Source organism: Streptomyces noursei ATCC 11455 (genome assembly GCF_001704275.1).
Classification (GTDB): domain Bacteria; phylum Actinomycetota; class Actinomycetes; order Streptomycetales; family Streptomycetaceae; genus Streptomyces; species Streptomyces noursei.
In genome coordinates this window covers 1,944,768-1,969,821 of record NZ_CP011533.1, presented here as the reverse complement: position 1 = coordinate 1,969,821, position 25,054 = coordinate 1,944,768, and the positions used below count along the sequence as shown (strand labels likewise).

21 protein-coding genes and 1 pseudogene are annotated in these 25,054 nt (G+C 73.1%); 17 read left to right on the top strand and 5 right to left on the bottom strand.

What is annotated here, in order from left to right; genetic code table 11:
- Positions 1-71: 71 nt before the first annotated feature.
- The 4 genes from shc (at position 72) to SNOUR_RS08265 (ending at position 5,324) form a co-directional block, all read left to right on the top strand.
- Complete coding sequence (shc, locus tag SNOUR_RS08280) at positions 72-2,162, top strand: squalene--hopene cyclase (RefSeq protein ID WP_067345091.1); 2,091 nt, start codon at positions 72-74, stop codon at positions 2,160-2,162.
- Positions 2,162-2,818, top strand: a complete 657-nt coding sequence (locus SNOUR_RS08275; RefSeq protein WP_067345090.1) for a phosphorylase family protein — start codon at positions 2,162-2,164, stop codon at positions 2,816-2,818. The genes shc and SNOUR_RS08275 overlap by 1 nt, the downstream gene beginning before the upstream one ends.
- A gap of 5 nt (positions 2,819-2,823) precedes the next feature.
- Positions 2,824-3,849: an adenosyl-hopene transferase HpnH gene (gene hpnH, locus SNOUR_RS08270; protein WP_067345088.1), complete on the top strand. Its 1,026-nt coding sequence runs from the start codon at positions 2,824-2,826 to the stop codon at positions 3,847-3,849.
- Positions 3,850-3,941: 92 nt separating this feature from the next.
- Positions 3,942-5,324, top strand: coding sequence for an aspartate aminotransferase family protein (locus tag SNOUR_RS08265; protein ID WP_067345086.1), 1,383 nt, complete (start codon positions 3,942-3,944; stop codon positions 5,322-5,324).
- Positions 5,325-5,373: 49 nt separating this feature from the next.
- On the opposite strand, the gene SNOUR_RS08260 is transcribed toward SNOUR_RS08265, so the two are convergent.
- Complete coding sequence (locus SNOUR_RS08260; protein ID WP_067345085.1) at positions 5,374-6,183, bottom strand: tyrosine-protein phosphatase; 810 nt, start codon at positions 6,181-6,183, stop codon at positions 5,374-5,376.
- 275 nt (positions 6,184-6,458) lie between these two features.
- On the opposite strand from SNOUR_RS08260, the gene SNOUR_RS08255 reads away from it, so the two are divergent.
- A complete protein-coding gene (locus tag SNOUR_RS08255; protein ID WP_067345083.1) occupies positions 6,459-7,259 on the top strand; it encodes an SGNH/GDSL hydrolase family protein in 801 nt (266 codons plus the stop codon).
- Between the two features lie 248 nt (positions 7,260-7,507).
- Here SNOUR_RS08255 and SNOUR_RS08250 read toward each other — a convergent pair whose 3' ends face one another.
- Positions 7,508-7,969: an ATP-binding protein gene (locus tag SNOUR_RS08250; protein ID WP_312632105.1), complete on the bottom strand. Its 462-nt coding sequence runs from the start codon at positions 7,967-7,969 to the stop codon at positions 7,508-7,510.
- Between the two features lie 136 nt (positions 7,970-8,105).
- Here SNOUR_RS08250 and SNOUR_RS08245 point away from each other — a divergent pair, with 136 nt between their 5' ends.
- The 4 genes and pseudogenes from SNOUR_RS08245 to SNOUR_RS48170 form a co-directional block, all read left to right on the top strand.
- Complete coding sequence (locus SNOUR_RS08245; protein WP_067345080.1) at positions 8,106-8,972, top strand: Sco1979 family transcriptional regulator; 867 nt, start codon at positions 8,106-8,108, stop codon at positions 8,970-8,972.
- A gap of 7 nt (positions 8,973-8,979) precedes the next feature.
- Positions 8,980-9,243: a DUF397 domain-containing protein gene (locus tag SNOUR_RS08240; RefSeq protein ID WP_067345078.1), complete on the top strand. Its 264-nt coding sequence runs from the start codon at positions 8,980-8,982 to the stop codon at positions 9,241-9,243.
- Between the two features lie 10 nt (positions 9,244-9,253).
- Positions 9,254-10,156 (top strand): SAM-dependent methyltransferase, encoded by a 903-nt coding sequence (locus SNOUR_RS08235; RefSeq protein ID WP_079142355.1) that lies wholly within the window; start codon positions 9,254-9,256, stop codon positions 10,154-10,156.
- 12 nt (positions 10,157-10,168) lie between these two features.
- Positions 10,169-10,270 (top strand): annotated as a pseudogene (locus SNOUR_RS48170) (DUF6745 domain-containing protein); the annotation flags it as partial.
- Here SNOUR_RS48170 and SNOUR_RS08230 read toward each other — a convergent pair.
- Entirely contained in the window at positions 10,267-11,235 is a 969-nt protein-coding gene (locus SNOUR_RS08230) for a carbohydrate kinase family protein (RefSeq protein WP_312632104.1), read from the bottom strand. The pseudogene SNOUR_RS48170 and the gene SNOUR_RS08230 sit on opposite strands and share 4 nt — an antisense overlap.
- 493 nt (positions 11,236-11,728) lie before the next feature.
- Here SNOUR_RS08230 and SNOUR_RS08225 point away from each other — a divergent pair, with 493 nt between their 5' ends.
- The 7 genes from SNOUR_RS08225 (at position 11,729) to SNOUR_RS08195 (ending at position 19,115) form a co-directional block, all read left to right on the top strand.
- Positions 11,729-13,135 (top strand): NAD(P)/FAD-dependent oxidoreductase, encoded by a 1,407-nt coding sequence (locus tag SNOUR_RS08225; protein WP_067345074.1) that lies wholly within the window; start codon positions 11,729-11,731, stop codon positions 13,133-13,135.
- Between the two features lie 291 nt (positions 13,136-13,426).
- Positions 13,427-14,605 (top strand): MBL fold metallo-hydrolase, encoded by a 1,179-nt coding sequence (locus SNOUR_RS08220; RefSeq protein ID WP_067345073.1) that lies wholly within the window; start codon positions 13,427-13,429, stop codon positions 14,603-14,605.
- A 505-nt stretch (positions 14,606-15,110) separates the two neighbouring features.
- Positions 15,111-17,012, top strand: a complete 1,902-nt coding sequence (locus SNOUR_RS08215; protein WP_067345071.1) for an ATP-binding protein — start codon at positions 15,111-15,113, stop codon at positions 17,010-17,012.
- Positions 17,002-17,451, top strand: a complete 450-nt coding sequence (locus tag SNOUR_RS08210; RefSeq protein WP_067345070.1) for a roadblock/LC7 domain-containing protein — start codon at positions 17,002-17,004, stop codon at positions 17,449-17,451. Before SNOUR_RS08215 ends, SNOUR_RS08210 begins: the two co-directional genes overlap by 11 nt.
- Positions 17,448-17,858, top strand: coding sequence for a DUF742 domain-containing protein (locus SNOUR_RS08205; protein ID WP_079142353.1), 411 nt, complete (start codon positions 17,448-17,450; stop codon positions 17,856-17,858). Before SNOUR_RS08210 ends, SNOUR_RS08205 begins: the two co-directional genes overlap by 4 nt.
- Positions 17,836-18,459 (top strand): GTP-binding protein, encoded by a 624-nt coding sequence (locus SNOUR_RS08200; protein ID WP_067345068.1) that lies wholly within the window; start codon positions 17,836-17,838, stop codon positions 18,457-18,459. Before SNOUR_RS08205 ends, SNOUR_RS08200 begins: the two co-directional genes overlap by 23 nt.
- Positions 18,456-19,115, top strand: a complete 660-nt coding sequence (locus tag SNOUR_RS08195) for a GAF domain-containing protein (protein ID WP_174717855.1) — start codon at positions 18,456-18,458, stop codon at positions 19,113-19,115. Before SNOUR_RS08200 ends, SNOUR_RS08195 begins: the two co-directional genes overlap by 4 nt.
- A 106-nt stretch (positions 19,116-19,221) precedes the next feature.
- Here SNOUR_RS08195 and SNOUR_RS08190 read toward each other — a convergent pair whose 3' ends face one another.
- Positions 19,222-20,472, bottom strand: coding sequence for an acyl-CoA dehydrogenase family protein (locus tag SNOUR_RS08190; RefSeq protein WP_067345067.1), 1,251 nt, complete (start codon positions 20,470-20,472; stop codon positions 19,222-19,224).
- A 275-nt stretch (positions 20,473-20,747) separates the two neighbouring features.
- Positions 20,748-23,972, bottom strand: coding sequence for an amidohydrolase family protein (locus SNOUR_RS08185; protein WP_067345065.1), 3,225 nt, complete (start codon positions 23,970-23,972; stop codon positions 20,748-20,750).
- A gap of 167 nt (positions 23,973-24,139) precedes the next feature.
- Here SNOUR_RS08185 and SNOUR_RS08180 point away from each other — a divergent pair, with 167 nt between their 5' ends.
- A complete protein-coding gene (locus SNOUR_RS08180) occupies positions 24,140-25,054 on the top strand; it encodes an alpha/beta fold hydrolase (protein WP_067345063.1) in 915 nt (304 codons plus the stop codon).

Genomic DNA, 25,054 nt, shown 5'->3' with positions numbered 1-25,054 from the left:
CGGCGCCGTTTCGGCGTCGGCCGACGGAATCCCTGAACACGCATTGACAGTTCACTGCAGAAGGGGAAGCCATGACAGCGACGACCGACGGCAGCTCCGGGGCGCTCCCGCCCCGGAGCTCCTCGGCCACCGATGCCGCCGCCGAGACCGCACAGGCCGGCCCGGACGGCAGACCGGGCACCGCCGTGCTCCAGGACACGGCGGACGCCGCGCGGGAAGCGACCACCCGCGCCACCGATCACCTGCTCTCCCTCCAGGACCCCGCCGGCTGGTGGAAGGGCGACCTCGAGACCAACGTCACGATGGACGCCGAGGACCTGCTGCTCCGTCAGTTCCTGGGCATCCAGGACCCCGGGATCACCGAGGCCGCCGCCCGTCACATCCGCGGCGAGCAGCGCGAGGACGGCACCTGGGCCACCTTCCACGGCGGCCCCGGCGAACTCTCCGCCACCATCGAGGCGTACGTGGCGCTGCGGCTGGCCGGCGATGAGCCGGACGCCCCGCACATGGCCGCCGCCTCCGGCTGGATCCGCGAGCGCGGCGGCATCGCCGCCTCCCGGGTCTTCACCCGGATCTGGCTGGCCCTCTTCGGCTGGTGGAAGTGGGAAGACCTGCCCGAACTCCCCCCGGAGCTCATCTACTTCCCGAAGTGGTTCCCGCTCAGCATCTACGCCTTCGGCTGCTGGGCCCGGCAGACCATCGTCCCGCTGACCATCGTCTCGGCCAAACGCCCGGTCCGCCCGGCGCCGTTCGCCCTCGACGAGCTGCACGCCGACCCACGCGTCGCCCACCACCGCCCTCGTCGGAAGGCGCTGCGCGCCCTGTTCGGCGGCAACCCCAACCCGCCCCGGCCGTTGGCCCCCGTCGCGAGCTGGGACGGCCTCTTCCAGCGACTGGACAAGGCGCTGCACCTGTACCACAAGGTCGCCCTGCGCCGGCCGCGTGCCGCCGCGATGCGCTCGGCCGCCCGCTGGATCATCGAACGGCAGGAGAACGACGGCTGCTGGGGCGGCATCCAGCCCCCCGCCGTCTACTCCGTCATCGCCCTGCACCTGCTCGGCTACGACCTCGACCACCCGGTGCTGCGGGCCGGCCTGGAATCCCTGGACCGGTTCGCCGTGTGGCGGGAGGACGGCGCCCGGATGATCGAGGCGTGTCAGTCCCCGGTCTGGGACACCTGCCTGGCCGCCATCGCGCTGGCCGACGCCGGGGTGCCCGCCGACCACCCGCAGCTGGTCCGGGCCGCCGACTGGATGCTCGGCGAGCAGATCGACCGGCCCGGCGACTGGTCCGTGCGGCGCCCCGAACTCCCCCCCGGGGGCTGGGCGTTCGAGTTCCACAACGACAACTACCCGGACATCGACGACACCGCCGAGGTGGTCCTGGCACTCCTCCGGGTCCGGCACCCCGACCCGGAGCGGGTCGAGGCCGCCATCGACCGCGCGGTGCGGTGGAACGTCGGGATGCAGTCGAAGAACGGCGCCTGGGGCGCGTTCGACGCCGACAACACCAGCCCGTTCCCCAACCGGCTGCCGTTCTGCGACTTCGGCGAGGTCATCGACCCGCCCTCGGCCGACGTCACCGCCCATGTCGTCGAGATGCTGGCCGAGGTCGGCCGGGCGCACGACCCGCGGGCCCGCCGCGGCCTCGCCTGGCTGCTGGCCGAACAGGAGCCCTGCGGCGCGTGGTTCGGACGCTGGGGCACCAACTACGTCTACGGCACCGGCTCGGTGCTGCCGGCCCTGGCCGCCGCCGGGATCCCCGCCTCGCACCCCGCCGTCCGACGGGCCGTCAGCTGGCTGGAGCGGGTGCAGAACGACGACGGCGGCTGGGGCGAGGACCAGCGCTCGTACCACGACAAGGAGCGCTGGGCCGGGCGCGGCGCCTCCACCGCCTCGCAGACCGCCTGGGCGCTGATGGCGCTGCTCGCGGCCGGCGAGCGGGACGGCGAGGCGGTGCGCCGCGGGGTGCGCTGGTTGGTGGAGACCCAACTGCCGGACGGCTCCTGGGACGAGCCGTACTTCACCGGCACCGGCTTCCCGTGGGACTTCTCCATCAACTACCACCTCTACCGCCAGGTCTTCCCGCTGACCGCCCTCGGCCGCTACGTCCACGGCGGACCGGCCGCCGGCGGAACCGCCGGGGCACCGGTGGGGGACTGATGCCGAGACGGCCCCCGCCGGACGCGGATCCGCCGCTGCTCGTCGCCTGTGCGCTCGGCATCGAACGGTTCGCGCTGCGGGGCGGTGATCTGAGGACGACGGGTTCCCCCGCGGTCACCCTCCGCACCGGCATGGGCCCCCGGGCCGCGGAGCGCGCCGTCGCCGCCGCGCTGGGTGCGGGCTCGGCCACCGCCGGCTCGGCCGTCGTGGCCAGCGGTTTCTGCGCCGGGCTGGTTCCCGGGATGCGGCCCGGCGACGTGATCGTCGCCGAGGCCACCCGGGACCACCGGCCCGACGTCCCCGACGTGCCCTGCCCGGACAACGGCCCCCTGGTGCGCGCCCTGCGGGAGCGGGGCCTGCGGGTGCACCGCGGACTGCTGCGCGGCTCCGACCACGTCGTACGGGGCGTGGAGCGGGCCGCACTGCACGCCGAGGGGGCGATCGCGGTGGACATGGAGTCCGCCGCGACGCTCCGGACGGCGGTGCGCTGCGGCAGCCGCGCGGTTGCGGCCGTCCGGGTGGTCGTGGACGCTCCGGACCATGAACTCGTGCGCATCGGGACGGTACGCGGTGGAATATCTGCCTTCCGGGTGCTGCGCTCGGTCTTTCCTGTTTTCTTTGAATGGCACCGTTCTTTGCCGCTCCCCAGGAGGTGAGCCAGATGGCCATGCCGCTCCGTCAATCCATCCGGGTCGGGACCTATCTGTTTGAACAGAAAGTGCTGCGCAAGCGGGAGAAGTTTCCGCTGATTGTCGAGCTGGAACCGCTCTTCGCCTGCAATCTCAAGTGCGAGGGATGCGGGAAGATCCAGCATCCGGCCGGGGTGCTCAAGCAGCGGATGCCGGTGGCCCAGGCGGTGGGCGCGGTGCTGGAATCCGGTGCCCCGATGGTTTCCATCGCCGGCGGCGAACCTTTGATGCACCCTCAGATCGACGAGATCGTCCGACAGCTGGTGGCCCGCCGGAAGTACGTCTTCCTGTGCACCAACGCGATGCTGCTGCGCAAGAAGATGGACAAGTTCAAACCCTCGCCCTATTTCGCCTTCGCGGTGCACATCGACGGAATGCGGGAACGACACGACGAATCCGTCGCGAAGGAGGGCGTATTCGACGAGGCGGTGGCGGCCATCAAGGAGGCCAAGCGGCGCGGCTTCCGGGTCACCACCAACTCCACCTTCTTCAACACCGACACCCCGCAGACCATCATCGAGGTCCTCAACTTCCTCAACGACGACCTGAAGGTCGACGAGATGATGCTCTCGCCCGCCTACGCCTACGAGAAGGCCCCCGACCAGGAGCACTTCCTGGGCGTGGAGCAGACCCGGGAGCTGTTCCGGAAGGCGTTCGCCGGCGGCAACCGCCAGCGGTGGCGGCTCAACCACAGCCCGCTCTTCCTGGACTTCCTGGAGGGCAGGGCCGACTTCCCGTGCACGGCCTGGGCGATCCCCAACTACTCGCTCTTCGGCTGGCAGCGCCCCTGCTACCTGATGAGCGACGGCTACGTCCCGACCTACCGCGAGCTGATCGAGGAGACCGACTGGGAGAAGTACGGCCGGGGCAAGGACCCGCGGTGCGCCAACTGCATGGCGCACTGCGGCTACGAGCCCACCGCCGTCCTGGCCACCATGGGCTCGCTGAAGGAGTCCCTCCGGGCGGCCAAGGAGACCGTCGCCGGGAACCGCGGCTGACGCGACGAGCGGAGAGCCGGCGGCACCGGGACGCCCGGTGCCGCCGGCCCGGCTTTGGGCGGCCCGCCCGCCGCCCGTAAGGAGAACACCTCGTGACCGGATTCGACCTGACCGCGCTGCTCGCCGAACGCGGCGCCGAGCGCTACGAACTCCACAGCCGCCACCTCAACCACCAGCTCCCGCGGATGCTGCACACCATCGGCTTCGACAAGTTCTACGAACGGGCCGAGGGCGCCTACTTCTACGACGCCGACGGCCAGGACTACCTCGACATGCTCGCCGGCTTCGGTGTGATGGGCCTGGGCCGGCACCACCCGGTCGTCCGCCGGGCCCTGCACGACGTGCTCGACGCCCAGCTCGCCGACCTCACCCGCTTCGACTGCCCGCCGCTGCCCGGACTGCTCGCCGAGAAGCTGCTGCGTCACACGCCCCACCTGGACCGGGTCTTCTTCGGCAACAGCGGCACCGAGGCCGTCGAGACCGCCCTGAAGTTCGCCCGCTGCGCCACCGGCCGCCCGCGCGTCCTCTACTGCACCCACGCCTTCCACGGCCTGACCACCGGCTCGCTCTCGGTCAACGGCGAGGACGGCTTCCGCGACGGCTTCGCCCCGCTCCTGCCCGACACCGCCGTCGAACTGGGCGACCTGGCGGCGCTGGAGCGGGAGCTGGGCCGCGGCGACGTGGCGGGCTTCGTCGTCGAACCCGTCCAGGGCAAGGGCGTCACCGCCGCCCCACCCGGATTCCTGCGCGCCGCCCAGGAGTTGCTGCACCGCCACAAGGCCCTGCTGATCGCCGACGAGGTGCAGACCGGCCTCGGCCGCACCGGCGACTTCTTCGCCTACCAGCACGAGGAGGGCGTGGAACCGGACCTGGTCTGCGTCGCCAAGGCGCTCTCCGGCGGCTACGTCCCGGTCGGCGCCACCCTGGGCAAGGAATGGATCTTCAAGAAAGTCTACTCGTCCATGGACCGGGTGCTGGTGCACTCCGCCAGTTTCGGCGCCAACGCCCAGGCGATGGCGGCCGGTCTGGCGGTGCTCTCGGTGATGGAGGACGAGGGGCTCGTCGCCAACGCCCGGCGGACCGGTGATCTGCTGCGCTCCCGACTGGCCGCGCTGACCGACCGGTACGAGCTGCTGCACGAGGTGCGGGGCCGGGGCCTGATGATCGGCATCGAGTTCGGCCGCCCCAAGTCCCTTGGCCTGCGGAGCCGTTGGACGATGCTGCAGGCCGCCCGCAAGGGGCTGTTCGCGCAGATGGTCGTGGTGCCGCTGCTCCAGCGCCACCGCATCCTCACCCAGGTCTCCGGCGATCACCTGGAGGTCATCAAACTGATTCCGCCGCTGATCATCGGGGAACGGGAAGTGGACCGGTTCGTAGAGGCGTTCACGGCCGTCATGGACGACGCCCACAGCGGCGGCGGCCTGATGTGGGACTTCGGGCGGACACTGGTCAAACAGGCGGTCGCCAACCGCTGACCCGGCCCCGGGCGGGTGGGTCACCGAGTCGTGACCCACCCCCGGGGCGTCAGTCCGCCAGCAGTTGGGCGCGCAGCCGCTCGCGGGTGGCCGGCGAGAGCTTCAGCCCGTCGGCGAGGTAGGACTCGGTCGAGCCCCAGACCTCCTCGATCGCGTCGAACGCGGCGGTGAGGTAGTCGAGGTGTGCGCCGAACAGCGGCGAGAGCAGCTCCATGACCTCCGGCGACATCCCGGCCGCCGAGCTGTCCGAGCGGCGGACCTTGTAGCGCCCGGCCGGCTCGTTGGACTTGAGGTAGTCCGCCACGATGGCGTCCCGCTCCACGCCGACCGCGAGCAGGGTGACCGCGATGGAGAGGCCCGCACGGTCCTTGCCGGCCGCGCAGTGCATCAGCGCCGGCACGCTGTCCTCGGCGAGCGCGTGCAGCACCCGGCTGTGGTCCTCGGTGCGGGTGGTGATGATCTCGCGGTAGGTGCGCGCCATGCGGCCCGCGGCCTTGCCGTCGCCGAGCACGACCCGCAGCTGCTCCAGCTCGCCGTCCCGCACCATCGTCCAGAACTCCGCGCCGTCGGCGGGGTCGGTGAGCGGGATGTTGACGTTCTGTACGCCGGGGAGGGTGACGTCCGGGCCCTCCAGCTTGATGTCCGCGGCGTTGCGGAAGTCGAAGATGGTGTGCAGCCCGAGGCCGGCGAGGAAGGCGGCGTCCTCGGCGGTGGCGTGCGCCAGGTGGCCGCTGCGGAAGAGCCGCCCGTGCCGGATGCGACGCCCGTCCATGGTCGGCAGTCCGCCCACGTCACGGAAGTTGCGGACCTCCGCGAGCTCCGGCGGGGACTGGGGGACCTGCGGCGTCTGCTGCGTCACGGGCGCTCCTCGGGATCGGTCGCCGACGCTGCTCGTCGACGAGGCGGGGGCTTCTTCGACGATACGACATTGCTGCAATAGGCAATCAGGTGGCAGCGCCGTGCAACACCGGCGCAACGGCGCGCATCATCCTCCATGTGTGGCGCCCTGACAGCACTTCGTGATCGATCATTATTCCAACTTGAGAAGAATTTGACCTGGTGGCATTAATCACCTCGCGTCAACCCCTGGTTACGGTGGCGTAGGTCACTTCTCAAGGTGAAGTATGTCCTGACGTGGCAGACGATTCGAAGAACATCAGCAGCAGCGCGAAAAGCGCCATCGGGTCGTACGCAGCCGTCGGGGACAGCTTTACTGAGGGAGTCGGAGATCCCGGTCCGGACGGGGCGTACATCGGCTGGGCGGACCGGCTCGCGGTCCTCCTCGCCGACCAGCGGGACGAGGGGGACTTCCGCTATGCGAACCTTGCCGTGCGCGGACGGCTCCTGGACCGGATCATCGAGGAGCAGGTGCCCCGGGCGCAGCAGCTCGCCCCCGAACTGGTGACGTTCTGTGCCGGCGGCAACGACATCCTGCGGCCGGGCTCGGACCCGGACGCGGTGGCCGAGCGTTACGAGGCGGCCGTGGTCGCGCTGCGCGAGACGGTCCCGACGGTGCTGCTGTGCACCGGTTTCGACACCCGGGGCGTCCCGGTCCTCAAGCATCTGCGCGGCAAGATCGCCACGTACACGGCCCATGTGCGGGCCATCGCCGATCGGCATGACTGCCCGGTGCTCGACCTGTGGTCGCTGAAGTCCGTCCAGGACCGCCGGGCCTGGAGCGAGGACCGGCTGCACCTGTCCGCCGACGGTCACACCCGGGTGGCGCTGCGCGCCGCGCAGGTGCTGGGGCTCGCGGTGCCGGCCGACCCGGACCAGCCGTGGCCGCCGGAGACGGAGCGCACCGCGGCCGAGGCGCGGCGGGACAACATCCACTGGGCGCGCGAGCACCTGGTGCCGTGGATCGGCCGCCGGCTGCGCGGCGTCTCCTCCGGGGACGACGTCGAGCCCAAGCGCCCCGATCTGCTGCCGCTGTAGGTTTTTCCATATACGAGGCCCCGTGCCCGCCTGGTGGCGGCGCGGGGCCTTGAGGTCTGTCCGACGGGCCGGGGTCGGACGGACCTAGGGCGCTTCTGATGGATCTCCGCGGCGTCGCGGCGCCTGCCACGCACGCTCGCGGCGTTGCCGAAATGCCCCCATAGCTCCGCTATGAAGACATCCCGGCGCCTTGCGATCGCACGCACCAGGCGCCGCTCCTTCTTCCACGGAGATCCATCAGAAGCGCCCTAGTGCGCCGCCGTCCGGTACGGCAGGTCCGCCCAGACCACCTGGCCCCGGCCGCTGTCGTCGGGGCGGGTGCCCCAGCTCTCGGAGAGTGCGCAGACCAACAGCAGCCCGCGCCCGCCCTCTTGGTCGAGGGTGCCGGGCCGGGCGTGCGGAGCGGAGGCGCAGGGGCCGCCCTCGTCGGCGATCTCTATGCGTATGTGTGCGCCGACGAGGGTGATCTCGCAGCCGACCTTCTCGCTGTCGGTGTGCCGCACCGCGTTGGTGAACAGCTCGGTGACCACCAACTCCACGTCGTCGCGGACCTGTTGAGCGGCGCCCCACTCGCGCAGCAGCGTGCTGACGCGCTGGCGCGCCTCGGGCACGGACGTGCGCCGCGCCGGCAAGTGGAACGCGTCCTGCGGGCTCTGGGCGAGGAAGCCGCCGCATCGCCCTAACGACGGAGCGTTTTTGTAGGAAGCCACGACATAACTATGTGCGATGTTGCTCACCGTTGGCAAGGATCAGTCTGTAATTTGCAGAATTGAAAGTGCAGTCTGTTCGAGCTGATGACGGCATGACACACTGCTGAGCACTGAAGCTGGTTGGAGGGGATGGGACGTGGCGGATCCACGGTCTGCAGGTGCACCGACCGTCCTGCGGGTGGTGCTCGGCAAGCGACTGCAGGATCTGCGGGAGAAGGCGGGGCTCTCCTTCGAGCGCGCCGCCGCCGCGCTGGACGTGACGCACGCCACGATACGGCGCATGGAGAAGGCCGAGGTCGGCCTCAAGATCCCCTACGTCGAGAAGCTGCTGGCGACCTACGGCGTCACCGACCGCAAAGAGATCGACGGCTTCGTGTCGCTGGCCCGCGAGGCCAACCGCCCCGGCTGGTGGCACCGCTTCCGCGACATCCTCCCCGAGTGGTTCAGCGCCTTCGTCAGCCTGGAGAGCGAAGCCAACCTCATCCGTTCCTACCAACCGCACTACGTCCCCGGCCTGTTGCAGACCGAGGACTACGCCGCCGCGGTGCTGCGCGCCGGCATGCCGCACGCCGCCCCCGCCGACATCGACCGCATCGTGGCCCTGCGCATGGAGCGCCAGGCACTGCTGACCCGTGAGAACGCCCCGATGCTGTGGTCGGTCATGGACGAGACCGTGCTGCGGCGGCCCATCGGCGGACCCAAGGTGATGCGCGACCAGATCACCCGGCTGATGGAGGCCACCTCGATGCCGAACGTCCGGCTCCAGGTGATGCCCTTCGCTGCGGGCCCGCACCCCGCCATGTACGGGCCGTTCCACATCTTCCGCTTCCCGATCCCGGAGCTCCCGGACATCGCGTATGCGGAAAGCCTCGTCGGAGCCGTGTACTTCGACCAGCGCAACGACGTCTCGCAGTTCCTGGAGGCCCTGGACCGGATGTGTGCGCAGGCCGCGCCGGCACACACCACCGAGGCCATTCTGGGTGGCTTTCGCAAGGAGATCTGAACCCCCCATGGATCGCATACGTATCTACAACGGCATGCCCGCCAATGAACTGGGCACCGACGGCTGGTCCAAGCCGTGGAGCGGCGGAAACGGTGGCGAGTGCGTCGAGGCCATGCGCCTGCGGGACGGCCGGATCGCGCTGCGGCAGTCCACCGACCCGGACGGCCCCGCGCTGATCTACACCCACCGCGAGATGGTCAGTTTCATCGAGGGCGCGAAGGCCGGCCACGCCGACTTCCTGCTCTCCGCGGCGCCGTGTCCGGCGCACTGAGGGAGGAGCCATGAGCGACCAGCACAGCCCTCCCGAGGCGGACGCCGGCGTCCCGGAGATCGGGCCGTACCCCCCGGGGCCGGACCACCTCGGCTTCGCCGCCGACGAGATCGACACCAGCCGGCCGCACCCGGCCCGGATGTACGACTACTTCCTCGGCGGCTGGGACAACTACGAGGTCGACCGGGTCGCCGGCGACCGGGTCATCGAACTGCACCCGCAGGTGCGCGACAGCGTCCGCGCCAACGGGGCCTTCCGCCGGCGCGCGGTGCGCGCGGTGGTGGCGTCCGGCATCCGCCAGTTCCTCGTCCTCGGCATCGGCATCCCCACCTCGCCCAACACCCACGAGGTGGCCCGGGAGACCGCCCCCGGGACCCGGGTGGTCTACGTGGACAGCGACCCCATCGTCGCCACCCACGCCCGGGCCCGGCTCGCCAACGCCCCGGGCACCGCCTTCGCGCTCGGCGACATCCGCGACCCCAAGGCCGTCCTGGACGACCCGGCGGTCCGCGAGCTGATCGACTTCGACCGGCCGGTGGGGCTGCTGGTCGGCGGCGTGATGGACTTCCTCGGGGACGAGGACAACCCCGCCGCGCTGCTCGCCGCGTTCGGCGCGGCGATGCCGGCCGGCAGTCACCTGGTGCTCTCGCACAGCACGTACGAACCGTACGAGGGCTATGCCGAGGGCCGGGTCGACGAGGCGGCCCGGGCGCACGTGGAGGAGGTCTACAAGAGCGCCACCACCCCGCTCGCGCTGCGCACCAAGGACGAGATCGCCGCTCTCCTCGGGCCGTTCACCCCACTGGAGCCGGGCGTCGTGCGGGTGCCGCTGTGGCGACCGGACGGCGCCGTCCCCGGTCCGGTGGAACTCAACAACACCATCTTCTACGGGGTGGTGGGCCGCAAGGACTGAAGCGGCGCGGCCCCGGACGGCACCCACCGCACGTGTGTGCCGCGGGTGCCGCCGCGCACTCGGACGGCACGGAAGGGCGTCGCGTCGAGCCGCGGGCTCGGAGCCGGGAGCTAGGCGCCGGTCGCGGAGACCTCGGCCTCCGGTTCGGGCTCGGGTTCGGGTTCGACCTCGGGCTCAGGCTCGGGATCGACCTCGGCGGCGGGCACCGGGGCCGGCGGGGGCGGGGCGAGGGCGGCCCGGAGGTCGTCCGGCCCGGCGAGGGCGGTGTGCGTGCCCGCCGCCGTGCAGGCGTGGGCACCCGCCACCGCACCGAGCCTGGCGCACTCCTCCAGGTCCCGGCCCGACATCCTGCCGTAGAGGAAACCGCAGGTGAAGGCGTCGCCGGCGCCGTTGCTGTCCACGACCGGGGCGGGCGGCACGGCGGCCGGCACCAGGCGCGGGGTGCGGTCCTCGGGCGTGAGCAGATAGGCGCCGCCCGCGCCGGCGGTGGCGATCACCGCCTGGGCCCGTCCCTCGCGGAGGATCTCCCGCATGATCGAGCTGATCCGCTCGCCGGCCCCGGCCGTGCTGAGGAAGACCAGGTCCGAGCGGAACGCGAAGTCACGGTGGTGCTCGGTCAGGCCGTCCCAGTCGTGCAGGTCCGTGGAGACCGGGACGCCCAGCGCCTCGATGTCCTCGTAGAGATGGCGGGCGAAGTGGCTGATCGTGAGGTGGACGTGCCGGGTGCGGCGCAGGAGCGGAAGGTAGTGCTCGGGCGACATCCGGAGATCGAGCGGGTCGCGGGCGTCGTAGAAGGACATCCGGCGGCCGTCGGGCGAGACGAGGTTGACCGCCCGGCGGGTGCCGTGCGGGGAGATCAGCGGATGGAAGTCGACGCCGCTGCCGGCCAACCGCTCGCGGACCAGGGCGCCCGGCGGATCGTCGCCGAGGAAGTCCACGAATCCGGTGGTGAGTCCCAGCGCCGCGCAGCCGAGCGCGACACCGGTACCGGTGTGCCCGGCCCATTCGCTGATGGGCGGCACCGCATGGCTGTCGGCGGACGGTACGGGCAGCGCGCCGACCCGCACGATGGTGTCCACGCCCGATCCGCCGACGACGAGTACGTCATATGGCTCAGATACCTGCTGGAAGGTCACAAGCGTCCCTGAATCCCTTGCTGGTGAGACGAGTCCCGTGCTGGTGGGAGCGGCCGCGGCCGCGGTGCGCCCGCCGTCGGGAGTCTAGACGCACACTCGCCTCATATCGGGATGTCAGGGACTGGTGTGACGCGCGGGGGAAGGGGCGTCCCCGAGGCCGCCGCGCAGGTCCGCAGGGCGCCGGCGAGCGGGCGACGGCCCCGGTCGCACGCCCCCGACGGCCCGTCAGCCCGACCCCCGTCGGACGTCGGATTCCCTCCCCTTCGCCTCACCAGGAGGGTGAGGCGAAGGGGGAGTTGCACGGTCGGGTCATCGAATCGGTCGGGGTGGGGAACGGGCCGTTGACACCGGCTCGGCGGGCGCTGAGGCTGAAGCGCAGCACTGATCGGGTCCGGCACCGGGGACGACGGCCGGCCGTCGGGGAGAAGGGGCACGCATGGCGGAGCACACCGGGCGCGGGCGGACCGCGATAGTGATCGGCGGCGGACTCGCCGGGATGCTCGCCGTCACCGCCCTCCGCGGCCACGTCGAGACGATCACGGTCGTCGAACGGGACCGCTACCCGGCCGACCGCACCTTCCGCAAGGGCGTCCCGCAAGCCCGCCACCTGCACCTTCTCCTCAGCGGCGGACAGCGCGCACTGGACCGGCTGCTGCCCGGCACGGTCGCCGCGCTCACCGCGGCCGGGGCCCGCAGACTGTATCTGCCGCGCGATCTGCTCACCCGTACGCCCACCGGGTGGCAGCGCCGCTTCGACGAGCGCCGGCATCCCACGCTGAGCGTCACCCGACCGGTCCTGGACGCCGTGGTCCGCGAGCGGGTGCTGCGCGGCGACGCCGGCCCGGCGACCCGCGTCGAGGTCCTGGAGGCGACCGAGGCCGTCGGCCTCGCCGGCGACGCCCGGCGGGTCACCGGCGTCAAGGTCCGCACCCGCGACGGCGACCGCTCCGCCGGGACGGCCCGGGTGCTCCCCGCCGACCTGGTCGTGGACGCCTCCGGGCGGGGCTCCCGCACGCCCCGCTGGTGTGCGGAACTGGGCGGCCAGGCACCGCAGGAGGAGACCGTCGACTCCGGTCTCGCCTACGCCACCCGGATGTACCGCCCCCTCGACCAGGACGGCGCACCCGAGGTCGGCGTCAACGTCCCCGGCTGGCCCGAGTGCCCGCGGGGCGCCGCCTACGTCCCCGTGGAGGGCGGCAACTGGCTGCTGACCCTGTCCGGGGTGCGCGGGCACCACCCGTCCACGGACGAGACGGAGTTCGCCGCCTTCAGCGCCACCATCGGCGACCCCTACGTCCACGAACTGCTGGCCCGCGCCGAACCGGTCTCGCCGGTGCACGGCTTCCGCGACACCTGCAACCGCCGCCGGCACTACGAGCGCCCCGGTGCCGCCCCGGACGGCCTCCTGGTCCTCGGGGACGCCACCTGCACCTTCAACCCGGTCTACGGCCAGGGCATGTCGGTGGCCGCGCTCGGCGCACTGGCAGTGCGGGACACCCTCGACGCCGCCGGCGGCCTCGGGCCCGGCGTCCTCGCCCGGGCGCAGCGGGCGATCGGCCGGGCCGCGGAACCGGCCTGGATGACCGCGGTCGGCGCGGACCGCCCCTATGTCGGCGGGGCCGCCACCAAGGCGGGCCTCGGCGAGCGACTGACGACGTGGTATCTCGGCCGGCTCGCCGCCCGCGCCGCCGTCGACCGGGTCGTCGGCGCCGCCTTCCGGGACGTCTTCTGCCTCACCGCCCCGCCCTCCCGCCTGATGACCCCGCACGTCCTGCTGCGCACCGTGCTCCTGCCGCGCCGCCCGGGCCTGCCGCACCCACCGGCCGCGGTGGAGGCGGCGTGACAACGGGTCAGCGGACCCGGTGGGCGACCCCGCGCCGGGCTGCCCACTGGGTCCGCTGACCCGCCTTCCCTTCACCCGAACGGGTGTCTTGAACCGGCGCTCCCGGTCATCCGGTCGTAGGCACGTCCGCGCATCCGTCGTCCCGGGCCGGGAATGCATCGGCCGGCCGGGCCGTTTGCCCCGGAGAGTGCCGGCGCCGGAGCCGGGGTCCCGCAGGGCGGCCCGGCGGTGCCGGAACCCAGCGTTCGCGCGGTCCGTTCACTTCGCGACTGCCCCGACCATGGAGGTGCCGTGACCGCATCCCGACCCCGCCCCACGCGCCTGAGCGCGCTGCGCCCCGCGAGCTTCGGCGCCGAGCCGAAGGGGGAGCGGCTGGCGAGGATGCGCAGATCGCCGCAGTTCGTGGACGGTCAGTTCCGCAATCCGGCCCCCACCCGGCAGCTGCTGCGCGGTGCCGCGCTGCCGATGGCGCGCACACAGCTCCATCGGGAGGGGCGGCTGCGGCGGGCGCCGGTCGGACGGATCCCGGTGCACCGCCCGACCGCCGAGGACTGGGGCCGCCCGCCCGCCTCCGGGCTCCGGCTCACCTGGACGGGACACTCCAGTGTGCTCGCCGAGATCGACGGGCGGCGGGTGCTCTTCGACCCGGTCTGGGGCGAGCGCTGCTCACCGTTCGGCTGGGCCGGGCCCAAGCGGCTGCATCCGGTGCCGGTGGAGCTGGCGGAGCTGCCGCCGGTCGACGTCGTGGTGATCTCGCACGATCACTACGACCACCTCGACATGCCCACCGTCAAGGGCCTGGCCGAGTCCGGCGCGGTCTTCGTCGTGCCGCTCGGCATCGGCGCCGACCTGGAGTTCTGGGGCGTACCCGCGGCGCGGATCACCGAGCTGGACTGGCACGAGTCGACCCGGGTCGGCGGGCTCACCCTCACCGCCACGCCGGCCCAGCACTTCTGCGGTCGCGGTCTGCGCGGCCCCCAGCACACCCTGTGGGCCTCCTGGGTGGTCGCCGGTCCCGAGCACCGCATCTTCCACAGCGGCGACACCGGATACTTCTCCGGTTTCGCCGAGATCGGCGCGGCGCACGGCCCGTTCGACGCGACGATGATCCAGATCGGCGCGTACTCGGACTTCTGGCCCGACATCCACATGACTCCGGAGGAGGGCATGCGGGCCCACCGCGACCTGCAACAGGGCGACCCGTCCGTCGGTGTGATGATGCCGATCCACTGGGGGACGTTCAACCTCGCCCCGCATCCCTGGGCCGAGCCGGGGGAGCGGACCCTGTACGCCGGTCACCGGTCGGGTGCCCGTGTGGTGACCCCGGTGCCGGGCAAGCCGTTCGAGCCGGCCGACCCGCCGGCTCCGTATCCGTGGTGGCGGGCGGTCGCCGTGCCGCCCGCGCACGGCTGGCCGGCATGGCCGCCGGTGCTCTCGGCCGACCGGCAGGAGCTGGTGGCCGAGCGGTAGTCGTCGCTGCGGCAGCGGCAGCGCACCGGCGTTCCGCGGACGTCGGGTCAGGGGCGCGCCCGAGACCGCCGCACGGTCGGTGTCGGCGTCAAGTGAGTACAGTGCTGCCCCCCTCGCGCGCAGCGCGTCAGGGTGGGCAGGGGTGGCCGGGGGCGGGCTGTCGTGGTGGGGTCGGACCTTGGGGAACTCCCGTGGCGAGGCGGGGGCCGTGGTGCGGTTGAGGCGAATGTTCCCTTCCTCAACGGCCTTTTTCTGTACGGGAGTTCGGATCTTTTCGCACTTCCGTGCGGAGGGTGCCTCCTCAAGGAGGTGGCGCGGGGTAGCGAAACCCCGAAGGGGGTCCGAACCCCACCCCCGCAACAACTAGCGTGCGTGCTCCGTGAACTGCCAACGGCCGATCCGGAGGGCGCCCATGCCTACCGCTACCCCGCAGAGGACCGAGACGTCCCCGGAGACTCCCAGGTCCCGTGGGGGACGGCACGGCCGGGCGGCCTTCCCGGAGCCGGTGTCCGACGCTGCCATACGGTCCCGCCTGATCCGGCTCGCCGCCGTCCCCGCCCTGCTCGCGGCCGTCGTCTGCGCGGGCGTCGCCGCGTTCGTGGTGCGCAGCGGCGGCGCCCGGCTCACCGGCCGCGAGTGGGCGGTGCTGGCCGGCGGCCTCGCCGTGGTCTGCGCCATCGTCCTGCTCGGCGGCCTGGCGGGCAGCGCCGAGGCACGCGGTCTGGCGCGCCGCTGCGGGCAGCTGCGCCAGGTGTGCGCCCGCGCCCAGACCGACCTCGCCGACCTCCTGGACCGGGTGCGCAACGACGAGTGGCTGCGGCCCCCCGACGACCGGGAGCCGCTGGCGGAGCCCGGCGGCGACGCCCTGGGCCGGCTCGCCCACGAGGTCGCCGCCACCGGCCGGGCCGCCGAGGCCGCGCTCATCGAGGCGGTGGGCATCGTCCGCAGCGACGCCACCGGCAACCAGCAGAAGCTGGAGGTCTTCGTCAACCTCGCCCGGCGCCTGCAGTCCCTGGTCCACCGCCAGATCCTGACCCTGGACGAGATGGAGCACCAGGTCGAGGACCCGGACCTGCTCAAGGGCCTGTTCGTCATCGACCACCTGGCCACCCGGATCCGCCGGCACGCCGAGAACCTCGCCGTCCTCGGCGGCGCCATCACCCGCCGCCAGTGGACCCGCCCGATCACCCTGACCGAGGTCGTCCGCTCCTCCACCGCCGAGGTCGAGCAGTACACCCGGATCAAGCTGGTGTCGCCCTTCGAGGGCACCCTGCGCGGGCACGCCGTCGCCGACGTCGTGCACCTGCTCGCCGAACTCGTCGAGAACGCCACCGAGTTCTCCGACCCGGAGACGCCGGTCACGGTGCGGGCCCGGCACGTCACCGCGGGGCTCGCCGTCGAGGTCGAGGACCGCGGCCTGGGCATGTCGCCCGAGGAACAGGAGCAGATGAACCGGCTGCTGGCCGACCCCGAGCGGATCGACCTCACCGAGCTCCTGGACGACGGCCGGATCGGCCTCTACGTGGTCTCCTCGCTCGCCCAGCGGCACGGCCTCCTGGTGCGGCTCCAGAGCAGCATCTACGGCGGCGTCCAGGCCGTCGTGATCGTCCCGCCGGAGCTGCTGGGCGCCAACTCGGCCGAGACCCGCGAGGAGTTCCCGGACGGCATGGAGGACGAGGACGAGCAACTCGATCCGGGTCCCGGGCGCGGCCAACGGCCCTACGGCGACCGGTTCGACGACGTCCCCGACCGCCGAGAGGCCGCCGCCGGCCCGGCCCCGTCCGACGCGGGCACCCCCGCCCAGGCGGTGCCCGCCGCCGACACCGACACCGACGCCCTCGCCGCCGCGGTCGGTGTCCTCCCCACCGGCACCGGCACCGGCATCGACGCCCGTCCCACCCGCCGGCGCATCGTCCGCACCCCGGCCTCGGCCACCGCCGCCAGCGTCGAGGCCGCCGCCAACGCCCCGCAGCACGGTTCCGGCGCACCCGACGGCCCGACCGGGGCACCGCTCGGCGGCGGGCACCCCGCCGACCCGGGGCCGGTGGTCCTGCCGCCCCCGCCGCCGCCCCTCGACGACGTCGCCCGCCCCCGGCTGCCGCGCCGCGTCAAGCAGGCCCACATCGCCCCCCAGTTGCGCGACGTTCCCCCGCCGCCGCTCCGCACCGGCCCCGACCGCCTCCACGACCCCAACCTGATGGCCGCCTACCAGCGCGGCTTCAGCCGCGGCGACCCCAGCTACGCGGCCGGCCTCGCCGCCGCCGGCCACCTTGCCCCCGCTCCTGCCACCACCCCGGGCCAGGACGGCATCCCCGGCAGCCCCGGAGACCCCGAACCGCTCCTTGCCCCTGATCACGACGCCCCGATGGCCCGCCCCCGAGGAGACGACCCCCACCATGGTGAGTGAAGTGCGCACGCAGGCGCCCGCGGAGTTCCGCGGCAATCAGCACACCGACCTTTCCTGGCTGCTGACCGGACTCGTCCAACGGGTACCGCACACCCGCAGCGCCGTCCTGCTCTCCGCCGACGGCCTGGTCAAGGCATCCCACGGCTTCGAACCGGACGTCGCCGACCACATGGCGGCGCTCTCCTCCGGCCTGTACTCGCTCGCCCGAAGCGCCGGTTCCCGCTTCGGGGAGGGCAGCGACATCCTCCAGGTCGTCGTCGAGATGGAGCAGACCTTCCTCTTCGTCGCCGCCGCCGGGTCCGGCGCGTGCCTGGCCGTCCTCGCCTCCCGCGAGGCCGACGCCGGCGTGCTCGGCTACGAGATGGGGATGCTGGTCAAGAGCGTCCGGCCGTACCTGGCGACGCCCCCGCGCCACCAGGCCCCGGCGGGTGGCCGTTGACCGTTGCCCTGCCCCGCCGGCAGCGGTCGCCCGGCCCGGACGCACCGTGGGTCGACGACGTGGCGGGCCGGCTGGTCCGCCCGTACACCGTCAGCAGGGGCCGCACCCGCCCCACGGCGCACTTCGATCTGATGACCATGGTGCGGGCGACCGGACGGCGACCCGCCGGCCTCCAAGGGCCGGAATACGACCGGGTGTTGGGGCTGTGCGGCCGGCCCGTCCCGGTCGCCGAGGTCGCTGCGCACGTCCGGCTGCCCGCCGTGGTCACCAAGGTGCTCCTCGCCGACCTCGTCGACTGCGGAGCGCTCACCGCGCGAACCCCCTCGGCCGTCTCGGCCGGGCCCGCCCCCCGTACCGACCGTGCCCTGCTGGAGGCGGTGCTGCATGGACTTCGTCAACGACTCTGATGCCCGGCTCCCCGGGGACCCCGAGGCCGACTCCTTCCCCACCGCGGTGAAGGTCCTGGTCGCGGGCGGGTTCGGGGTTGGCAAGACCACCTTCGTCGGCGCGGTCAGCGAGATCGCACCGCTCAACACCGAGGAGCTCATCACCCAGATAAGCGTCGGCACCGACGACCTGGCCGGCGTCGCGGACAAGACGACCACGACCGTCGCCATGGACTTCGGCCGGATCACCCTCGGCCCGGAGCACGTCCTCTACCTCTTCGGCACGCCCGGGCAGCACCGCTTCTGGTTCCTGTGGGAGGAACTGTCCCACGGTGCGCTCGGCGCGGTGGTGCTCGCCGACACCCGGCGGCTGGACCAGTGCTTCGCCGCGGTCGACTTCTTCGAGGGGCGCGGCATCCAGTTCGTCGTCGCCGTCAACGAGTTCGACGGCGGCCACCACTACGGGCCCGAAGAGGTACGGGCCGCCCTGGATCTCGCCCCGGAGATCCCGGTCGTGCTCTGCGACGCCCGCCAGTGCGCCTCCGGCACCCAGGTCCTGCTGTCCCTCGTCGCCCACCTCCTCTCCTCACCTGTCCTCACCTCCACCCCGGAGCCGTCATGAACGTCCCCTCCGCACGCTTCCCGTTCCCCTCGCGCTATCCGTCCTGGCGCTATCCCTCGTCCGAACTTCCCCACCTCACGGACGACTTGACGCGCCGGCTGCTGATCACCCCGGAGGACCACGAGGCGCCGGCCCGGGTGGCCCGGCTGCGCGAGCTGGGCATCGGCAAGAACCCGCTGCCCGCGTTCGACCAGTTCGCGCGCAGGCTCGCCCGGACCACCAACACCCCCTACGCCATGGTCAACTTCATCGACGAGCACGAGCAGTACTTCGCCGGTCTCTACGCCCCCGACCTCGACACCTCCGTCGAGCTGGGCCCAGCGCCGCCCAGCGGCCGCCCGGAGCGGATCATGGCCCGGGACCACGGCTACTGCCCGTACGTCGTGGTGCGGCGCAAGGCGCTCGTCCTGGAGGACGTCTGCGACTACCCGCGGTTCGCCGGCAACCCGGTCGTCGACGAGCTCGGCATCCGCACCTACCTGGGCGCTCCGCTGATCGACCACACCGGGACGACCCTGGGCACCGTGTGCGTCATCGACCGCGAACCCCGGCCCTGGGGACGCGAGGGACTGCACACCATCAAGGCGTTCGCCGCCGAACTCGTCGCGCTGATCCACGAGATGGAGCAGCGGCAGCGGGAGGCCGACGCCTCCTGACCGGGCGCGCCCGCGGCCCCGGAGGCCCGACGGCCGGCCGGGGCCCGCGCCCGGGCGGCGCCGCGGAGCGCCGCCCGACGCATCCGGCCCGCCGGGCGCCCGTCCCTCAGGACACCCGGGCCAGCGCCTCCCGCCCACCGGGCAGCCCGTCCTCCTCCGACCAGTCCGCCGACGCCGGCCGCAGCAGCTCCGCGAGCCGGCCCGACCACTCGCCCTTCCCCTGTCCCAGCGCCAACTCGCCCAGCCGCAACAGCTGGATGTCGGAGGTGCCGGCCGGCGCGAAGATGTGGTGCGCGTCGCGCAGGAAACGTTCCACCGGCCGGTCGGTGAACAGTCCACAGGCGGCGTGGATGTCCATCGCGTCCCGCGCGGACTCCAGCGCCGACTCCACATTCACCAACTTGGCGTTCATCAGCTCCGCATCGCAGGCCAGCCCCTGGTCCAGCAGGTGCACCGCGTGGTACGCGGACAGCCGGGCCAGCAGCAACCGGGACTGGATCCGGCCCAACTTCAGCTTGATGTTCGGCAGTTCCGCCAGCGGCTCGCCGTAGCGCCGCCGCTCGGTGCAGAACGCCGTGGTCTCGTCCAGGGCGGCCTGGTGGATGCCGAGCGAGACCGCCGTCAGATTCGGCCGCCCGTACAGCATGCTGGAGGAGTACGCCACGGCCAGCCCGTCGCCCTCCCGTCCCAGCAGGTGCGTCGCCGGCACCCGGCAGTCGTCGAAGAACAACTCGCCGAAGCTGAAGCCGTGCAGGCCCATCGCGGGCCGCTGCGGGCCGACCCGGAAACCAGGGGTGCCGGACTCCACGAGGAACGCCGACAGGCCCTTCGAACCCTCGCCGGTGCGCACCACCACCCCGTGCAGATCTCCGACGTGGCTGTTGCCGACATAGCTCTTCCGGCCGTTGAGGACGTAGTCGTCGCCGTCGCGGACCGCGGTGGAGGCCATGCCCAGGACGTGCCCACCGGACTGCGGTTCGGTGACCGCGATGGTCGGCAGGCAGTCGCCGGACGCGACCGCCGGCAGCCAGGTCTTCTTCTGCTCCTCGCTGCCGAAGTGGACGATCTTCGCCACGCCCAGCTGGGACGCCTGCACCATGGCGCCCATCGCGGCACTCACCCGCGACAGCTCCTCGATGATCAGCGTCTTGGCGACGTGCCCGGCGCCCATCCCGCCGTAGGCACGGTCCACCGTCGCACCGATCCAGCCCTGACGGGCAATCAGCCGCGAGAGGTCGGGGCAGGCGACGCGTCGCGCCTCCAGCTCGGCGATCCGGGGCCGGACCTCGCGCTCGGCGAAATCCCGCACCCGGCGCCGGAGCGCCTCATGCCGCTGATCGGTGAAGTAGCGATGCAAGACGAGCCCTCCTGCGCGAACTTCCGCGTGCTGGCCGCTCCCCTTCCACGGGGTGGCGCGGGCGGTGCCGCCTGATCGTACCGGACAGTAATCTATCGCTCACTGCGTGCGATACCCGTTGGAATACCAGCTCCGGGGCGCGCAAAACATCGGACCGGCGCATTCATACGCGCACTTGGAGCGCGCGGATGCGCCGCACAACCCCCGCCCCGGGGCGCGGTGCGGCGCGGCTCCGAACCCTCCCGGAGCCGCGCCAACCCCTCGCCTCCCGGCCGTCAGTGGCCGATGTCGCAGCAGGACTCGCGGCGCTGCTGCCGCCCCACCGCCAGCCAGTCGGTGCCCGCCGCCGCGCGCACCGCCGGCCCACCGGGCGCCGGGAACGACTCCACCAACGCCCGCTGCTCGTACAGCCGCCCGCCCTTGAGTACCGCCGACGTCCGCACCAGCGCGCCGATGTCCCGGAACGGATCGCCGTCCACCAGCGTCATATCGGCGAGCTTGCCCACCTCCAGCGTCCCCAGGTCGCGCTCCGCGCCGAACACCCGGGCCGGCAGCACGGTCGCCGTCCGCAGCGCCTCGACGACACTCAACCCGCCGCGGTGCAGCGCCCGCAGCGCAAGATGGAGCGACAGGCCCACCGGCACCAGCGGCTGGTCCGTCCCCAGCGCCACCAGACCGCCGCCGTCCAGGACGCGGCGGTAGACGCCCACCTCGGTGCCGATGGCGGCCAGTTGCTCCGGCGTCGGCCGCCGCCCGGCGTTCTCCCGGACCACCGCACCGTCCCACGGCGGCATCAGCCGACTCACCCGCACGTCCTCGGCCAGCGCCGGATCCTCACCGATCAGCGGCGACGCCGAGAACGGCGTGGCCAGCATGTGCAGCCCGCCCGCCGTGTAGACGTTCTCGACGTCCTCGTACGCGTGCCCCGAGGCGGACACCGCGTGCCCGAACTCCAGCCGCTGGGTGGCCTGCAGATGCGTCGTCAGATCCTGCCCCAACTGCACCCCGGGGCTCAGCAGGTGGCTACCCGAGCGGACCCCCAGCCGCTCGTGCGCGAAGCGCGCCGCCTCCGCCACCACCCAACCCGGCGCCCGGACATAGGTCTTGACGAAATCCCAGTCCAACGCCGCACCCCGGGCCAGCGACCGCCGCAGCCCCGCCTCGGTCCGGTGCGCCCGCCCCATGCTGTACGCCACCCGCCCGCCGTCCAGCAGCTCGCCGCAGGTCAGCAGTCGCGGCCCGGCCAGCACCCCGGCGGCCAGCGCCTCCCGCAGCCGCGCCTGCTCGTAGGAGAAGCCGCCGCAGGAGACGGTGGTGGTGATGCCGTACGCCAGCTGCAGCGCGGTCTGCCGCCCGCCGTACGTGACCTGCCAGGGATGGGTGTGTGCGTCCCACAGCCCCGGCAGCACCGTCCGGTCGCCGGCGTCCACCCGCCGGGCGGCCCCGGCCCGGGACGCCCGGTGCGGCTCCACCGCCGTGATCCGCCCCTCCCGCACCACCACATCGACGTCCTCGCGCACCGTCTCGCCGGTGCCGTCCCAGAACCGGCCCGCGTGCACCACGGTGTCCCGGGCCCGCGCCGGCCGCCGCTCCAGCGCGACCGGAACGGTCCGCGGCGCACCCCCGGACACCGGAACCAGCCGCAGCTTCCCGGCCGAGAGGTACAGCAGCGTCCCGGAGTCCCCGGACCACGACGGATGGTCCGCGGCCTCCTCGGTCAGCTGGCGCGGCGCACCGTCCGGCGTCCCGTCCGGCCGCACCGGCAGCACCCACAGCGCCGACTCGGCGATCACCGCCAGCCACTTCCCGTCCGGCGACCACACCGGACCGGAGTCGTAGCGATCGGCGATCGAGACGTGCTCGGCGACCTGGTACAGCCGGTCCTTCCCGGTCTCCGCGTCGACGATCCGGATGACGTTGTAGCCCTCGCGGAACCGACGGTTGAGCCGGTTGCGGTCGCACAGTGCCAGATGGCGGCCGTCCGGCGACCAACTGGGTCGGCCCGGCAGCCCGCCCGCCCCCATTGGCGCGGCCAGCACCTTCTCCGTGCCGTCCGCCAGCGTCCGCACGGCGAGATTGCCCATCATGTCCAGCGTCGCCAGCTGCCCGCCGTCCGGCGACAGCGCCGGCTGCACCCGCCCGCCGGACGCCAACACCGTCTCCGCGCCCGACGCCAACTCCCGGCGGCGCACCGCGAACAGCCCGTCCCGGTCGTCCGCGTACACCAGCGCCCGACCGTCCCGGGACCAGCTCGGCGCGAGCACATACCGGGTGGCCGCGGCCGCGGTGATCCGGCGCGGCGCGCCACCGCCCGAAGTGGGCGCCACCCACAGGGAGTTGAGGGCGGCGAAGGCGACCAGGCGGCTGTCCGGGGAGAGCGCCGGCAGGTGGATCCCGCGGACCGGTCCGGCCGTCGTGCGCTCGAAGCCGTAGTCCTTGACGCGGTACCGCGGACGGTCCAGCGGCAGCTGCGCGGCGAACGGGATGGTCTCGGCCCGCCGCGGCGCGTCGGGCCGGACGATCCGGAACTGCCCGCCGACCGTCACCAGCAGCGCGTCCCGCGACACCCAGCGCGGCGGCACCGGCTCCACATCACCGTCCACCGCCACCGCCGCACCGTCCACCACCAGCGTGCAGGTCGAGCCCGGCGCGTCGGTGACCCGCAGGTACGCCAACCGCCCGGCCGGCGACAGCGCGGGCACCATCACCTGCGCCGCGGCCGTCTCGGTGTGCTCGATGCGCACCGCGCCCCGCCCGTCGGCGGGCACCGACGCCACCGTCCGGGACTCCAGCGCCGTATCGCCCAGCCGACCCCGGACGAAGACGATCCGCGCGCCGTCCGGCGACCAACAGGGGTCGAAGTCCTCCCAGGCGCCGCCCTGATGGGGCCCGTCCTGCCCGGACAGCCCGGTCACCCGGGTCAGCCGCCCGGACGCCACCTCCAGCACCCAGATCCGGTACGGGCTGCCCTTGACCGCGTCGCCGCCGCGCTCCGAGGCGAACGCGATCCGGGTCCCGTCCGGCGACCAGGCCGGCCCCCGGTCGTCCCACGGCCCGTCGGTCAGCTGGGTCAGGCCCGAGCCGTCCGGCGCCAGCGCCCACAGGTGGAAGTTCCCGCCCCGGTAGGCGCAGACCGCGATCCGGCGGCCGTCGGGGGAGTACACCGGGCGGGTCGGCTCCAGGTCCGGCGGGGTGAGCGCCCGCGCCGCGCCGCCCTGGCGGGGCAGCGACCACAGTACGTTCTGCACCTCGGCGACCAGGTGGTCACCGGACGGGGCGAGGGTGGCCGAGCCGTTGGTGGCGGCGGTGAAGGACAGTCCCGCGGCGGCGCCGGCGGCCGGGGTGCCGGCCGGCGCGGCGGGCAGCGCCACGGCCTCGGGCGCCGCGACGCCCACCAGCCCCGCCGTGGCGGCGGCCGAGGCGGTGCCCTGGAGGAATCTGCGGCGGGAGAGCGGCGAACGCGGGGCGGGAGTGTGCTCGGGGCGGTCTGTGGTGTCCAACGATCCTCCTGTACAAGGGGGTTGCGGCACAGTGCCGACACAGAACCGCCCGATCCTGTCACGCCGGACGGGCCGTGGGCCATCTCCACCGCGCGCCCCGTGGCCAAGCGCGGCCCGGCGGGTCACAGTGGGCCCGACCGACGACCCGCCAGCCCCAGGAGAGCCCCATGCAGCAGGACGTCCACCGAGCCCCCGACGGCGCCCGCATCGCCACCTACACCTGGCTCCCGGACTCCGGCACCCCGCGCGCCCTGGTGCAGATCGCCCACGGCGCCGCCGAACACGCCCGCCGCTACGACCGCTTCGCACGCTTCCTGGCCGGCCACGGCTACGCCGTCGTCGCCTCGGACCACCGCGGCCACGGCGCCACCGCCGCCTCCACCGGCGGCCGCGGGGTGACCGGCGAGGACGCCTGGCGGGCCGTCGTCGGCGACCTCAAGGGCATCGGCGACCACGCGGCCGCCGCCCACCCCGGCCTCCCCCTCGTCCTCCTCGGCCACAGCATGGGGGCGATGCTGGCCCGCGACTACGCCCAGGAATACGGCGCCGACCTCGCCGGACTGATCCTCACCGGCACCTTCCGCACCCTGCCGGGCCTCGACATCGACGCCGCGGTGACCGAACTGGAGGCGGAGATCGCGGCGCACGGCCGGGCCCACCCCTCGCCCTTCCTGCCGCGCACCTTCGGCTCCTTCAACGACGCCTTCGCCCACCGCACCGGCTACGCATGGCTCTCCCGCGACACCGCCGAGGTCGAGAGCTACGCAGCCGACGAGGACTGCGGCTTCCCGTTCTGCGCCGGCCTGGTCCTGGACTGGGTACGGGCCATCCGCAAGGTCAACGACCCCGCCCAGCTCGCCCGCATCCCCCGCGGCCTGCCGATCCACGTCGCGGTCGGCGACCAGGACCCCTGCCACCAGCGGATGACCCTGGTCCACGAACTCCTGGAGGACTTCCGCTACCTCGGCATCCGCGAGCTGACCTGGCGGGCCTACCCGGGCGCCCGGCACGAGATCCTCCACGAGACCAACCGCGACGAGGTCCAGGACGATCTGCTGTCCTGGCTCGACAAGCACATCTGA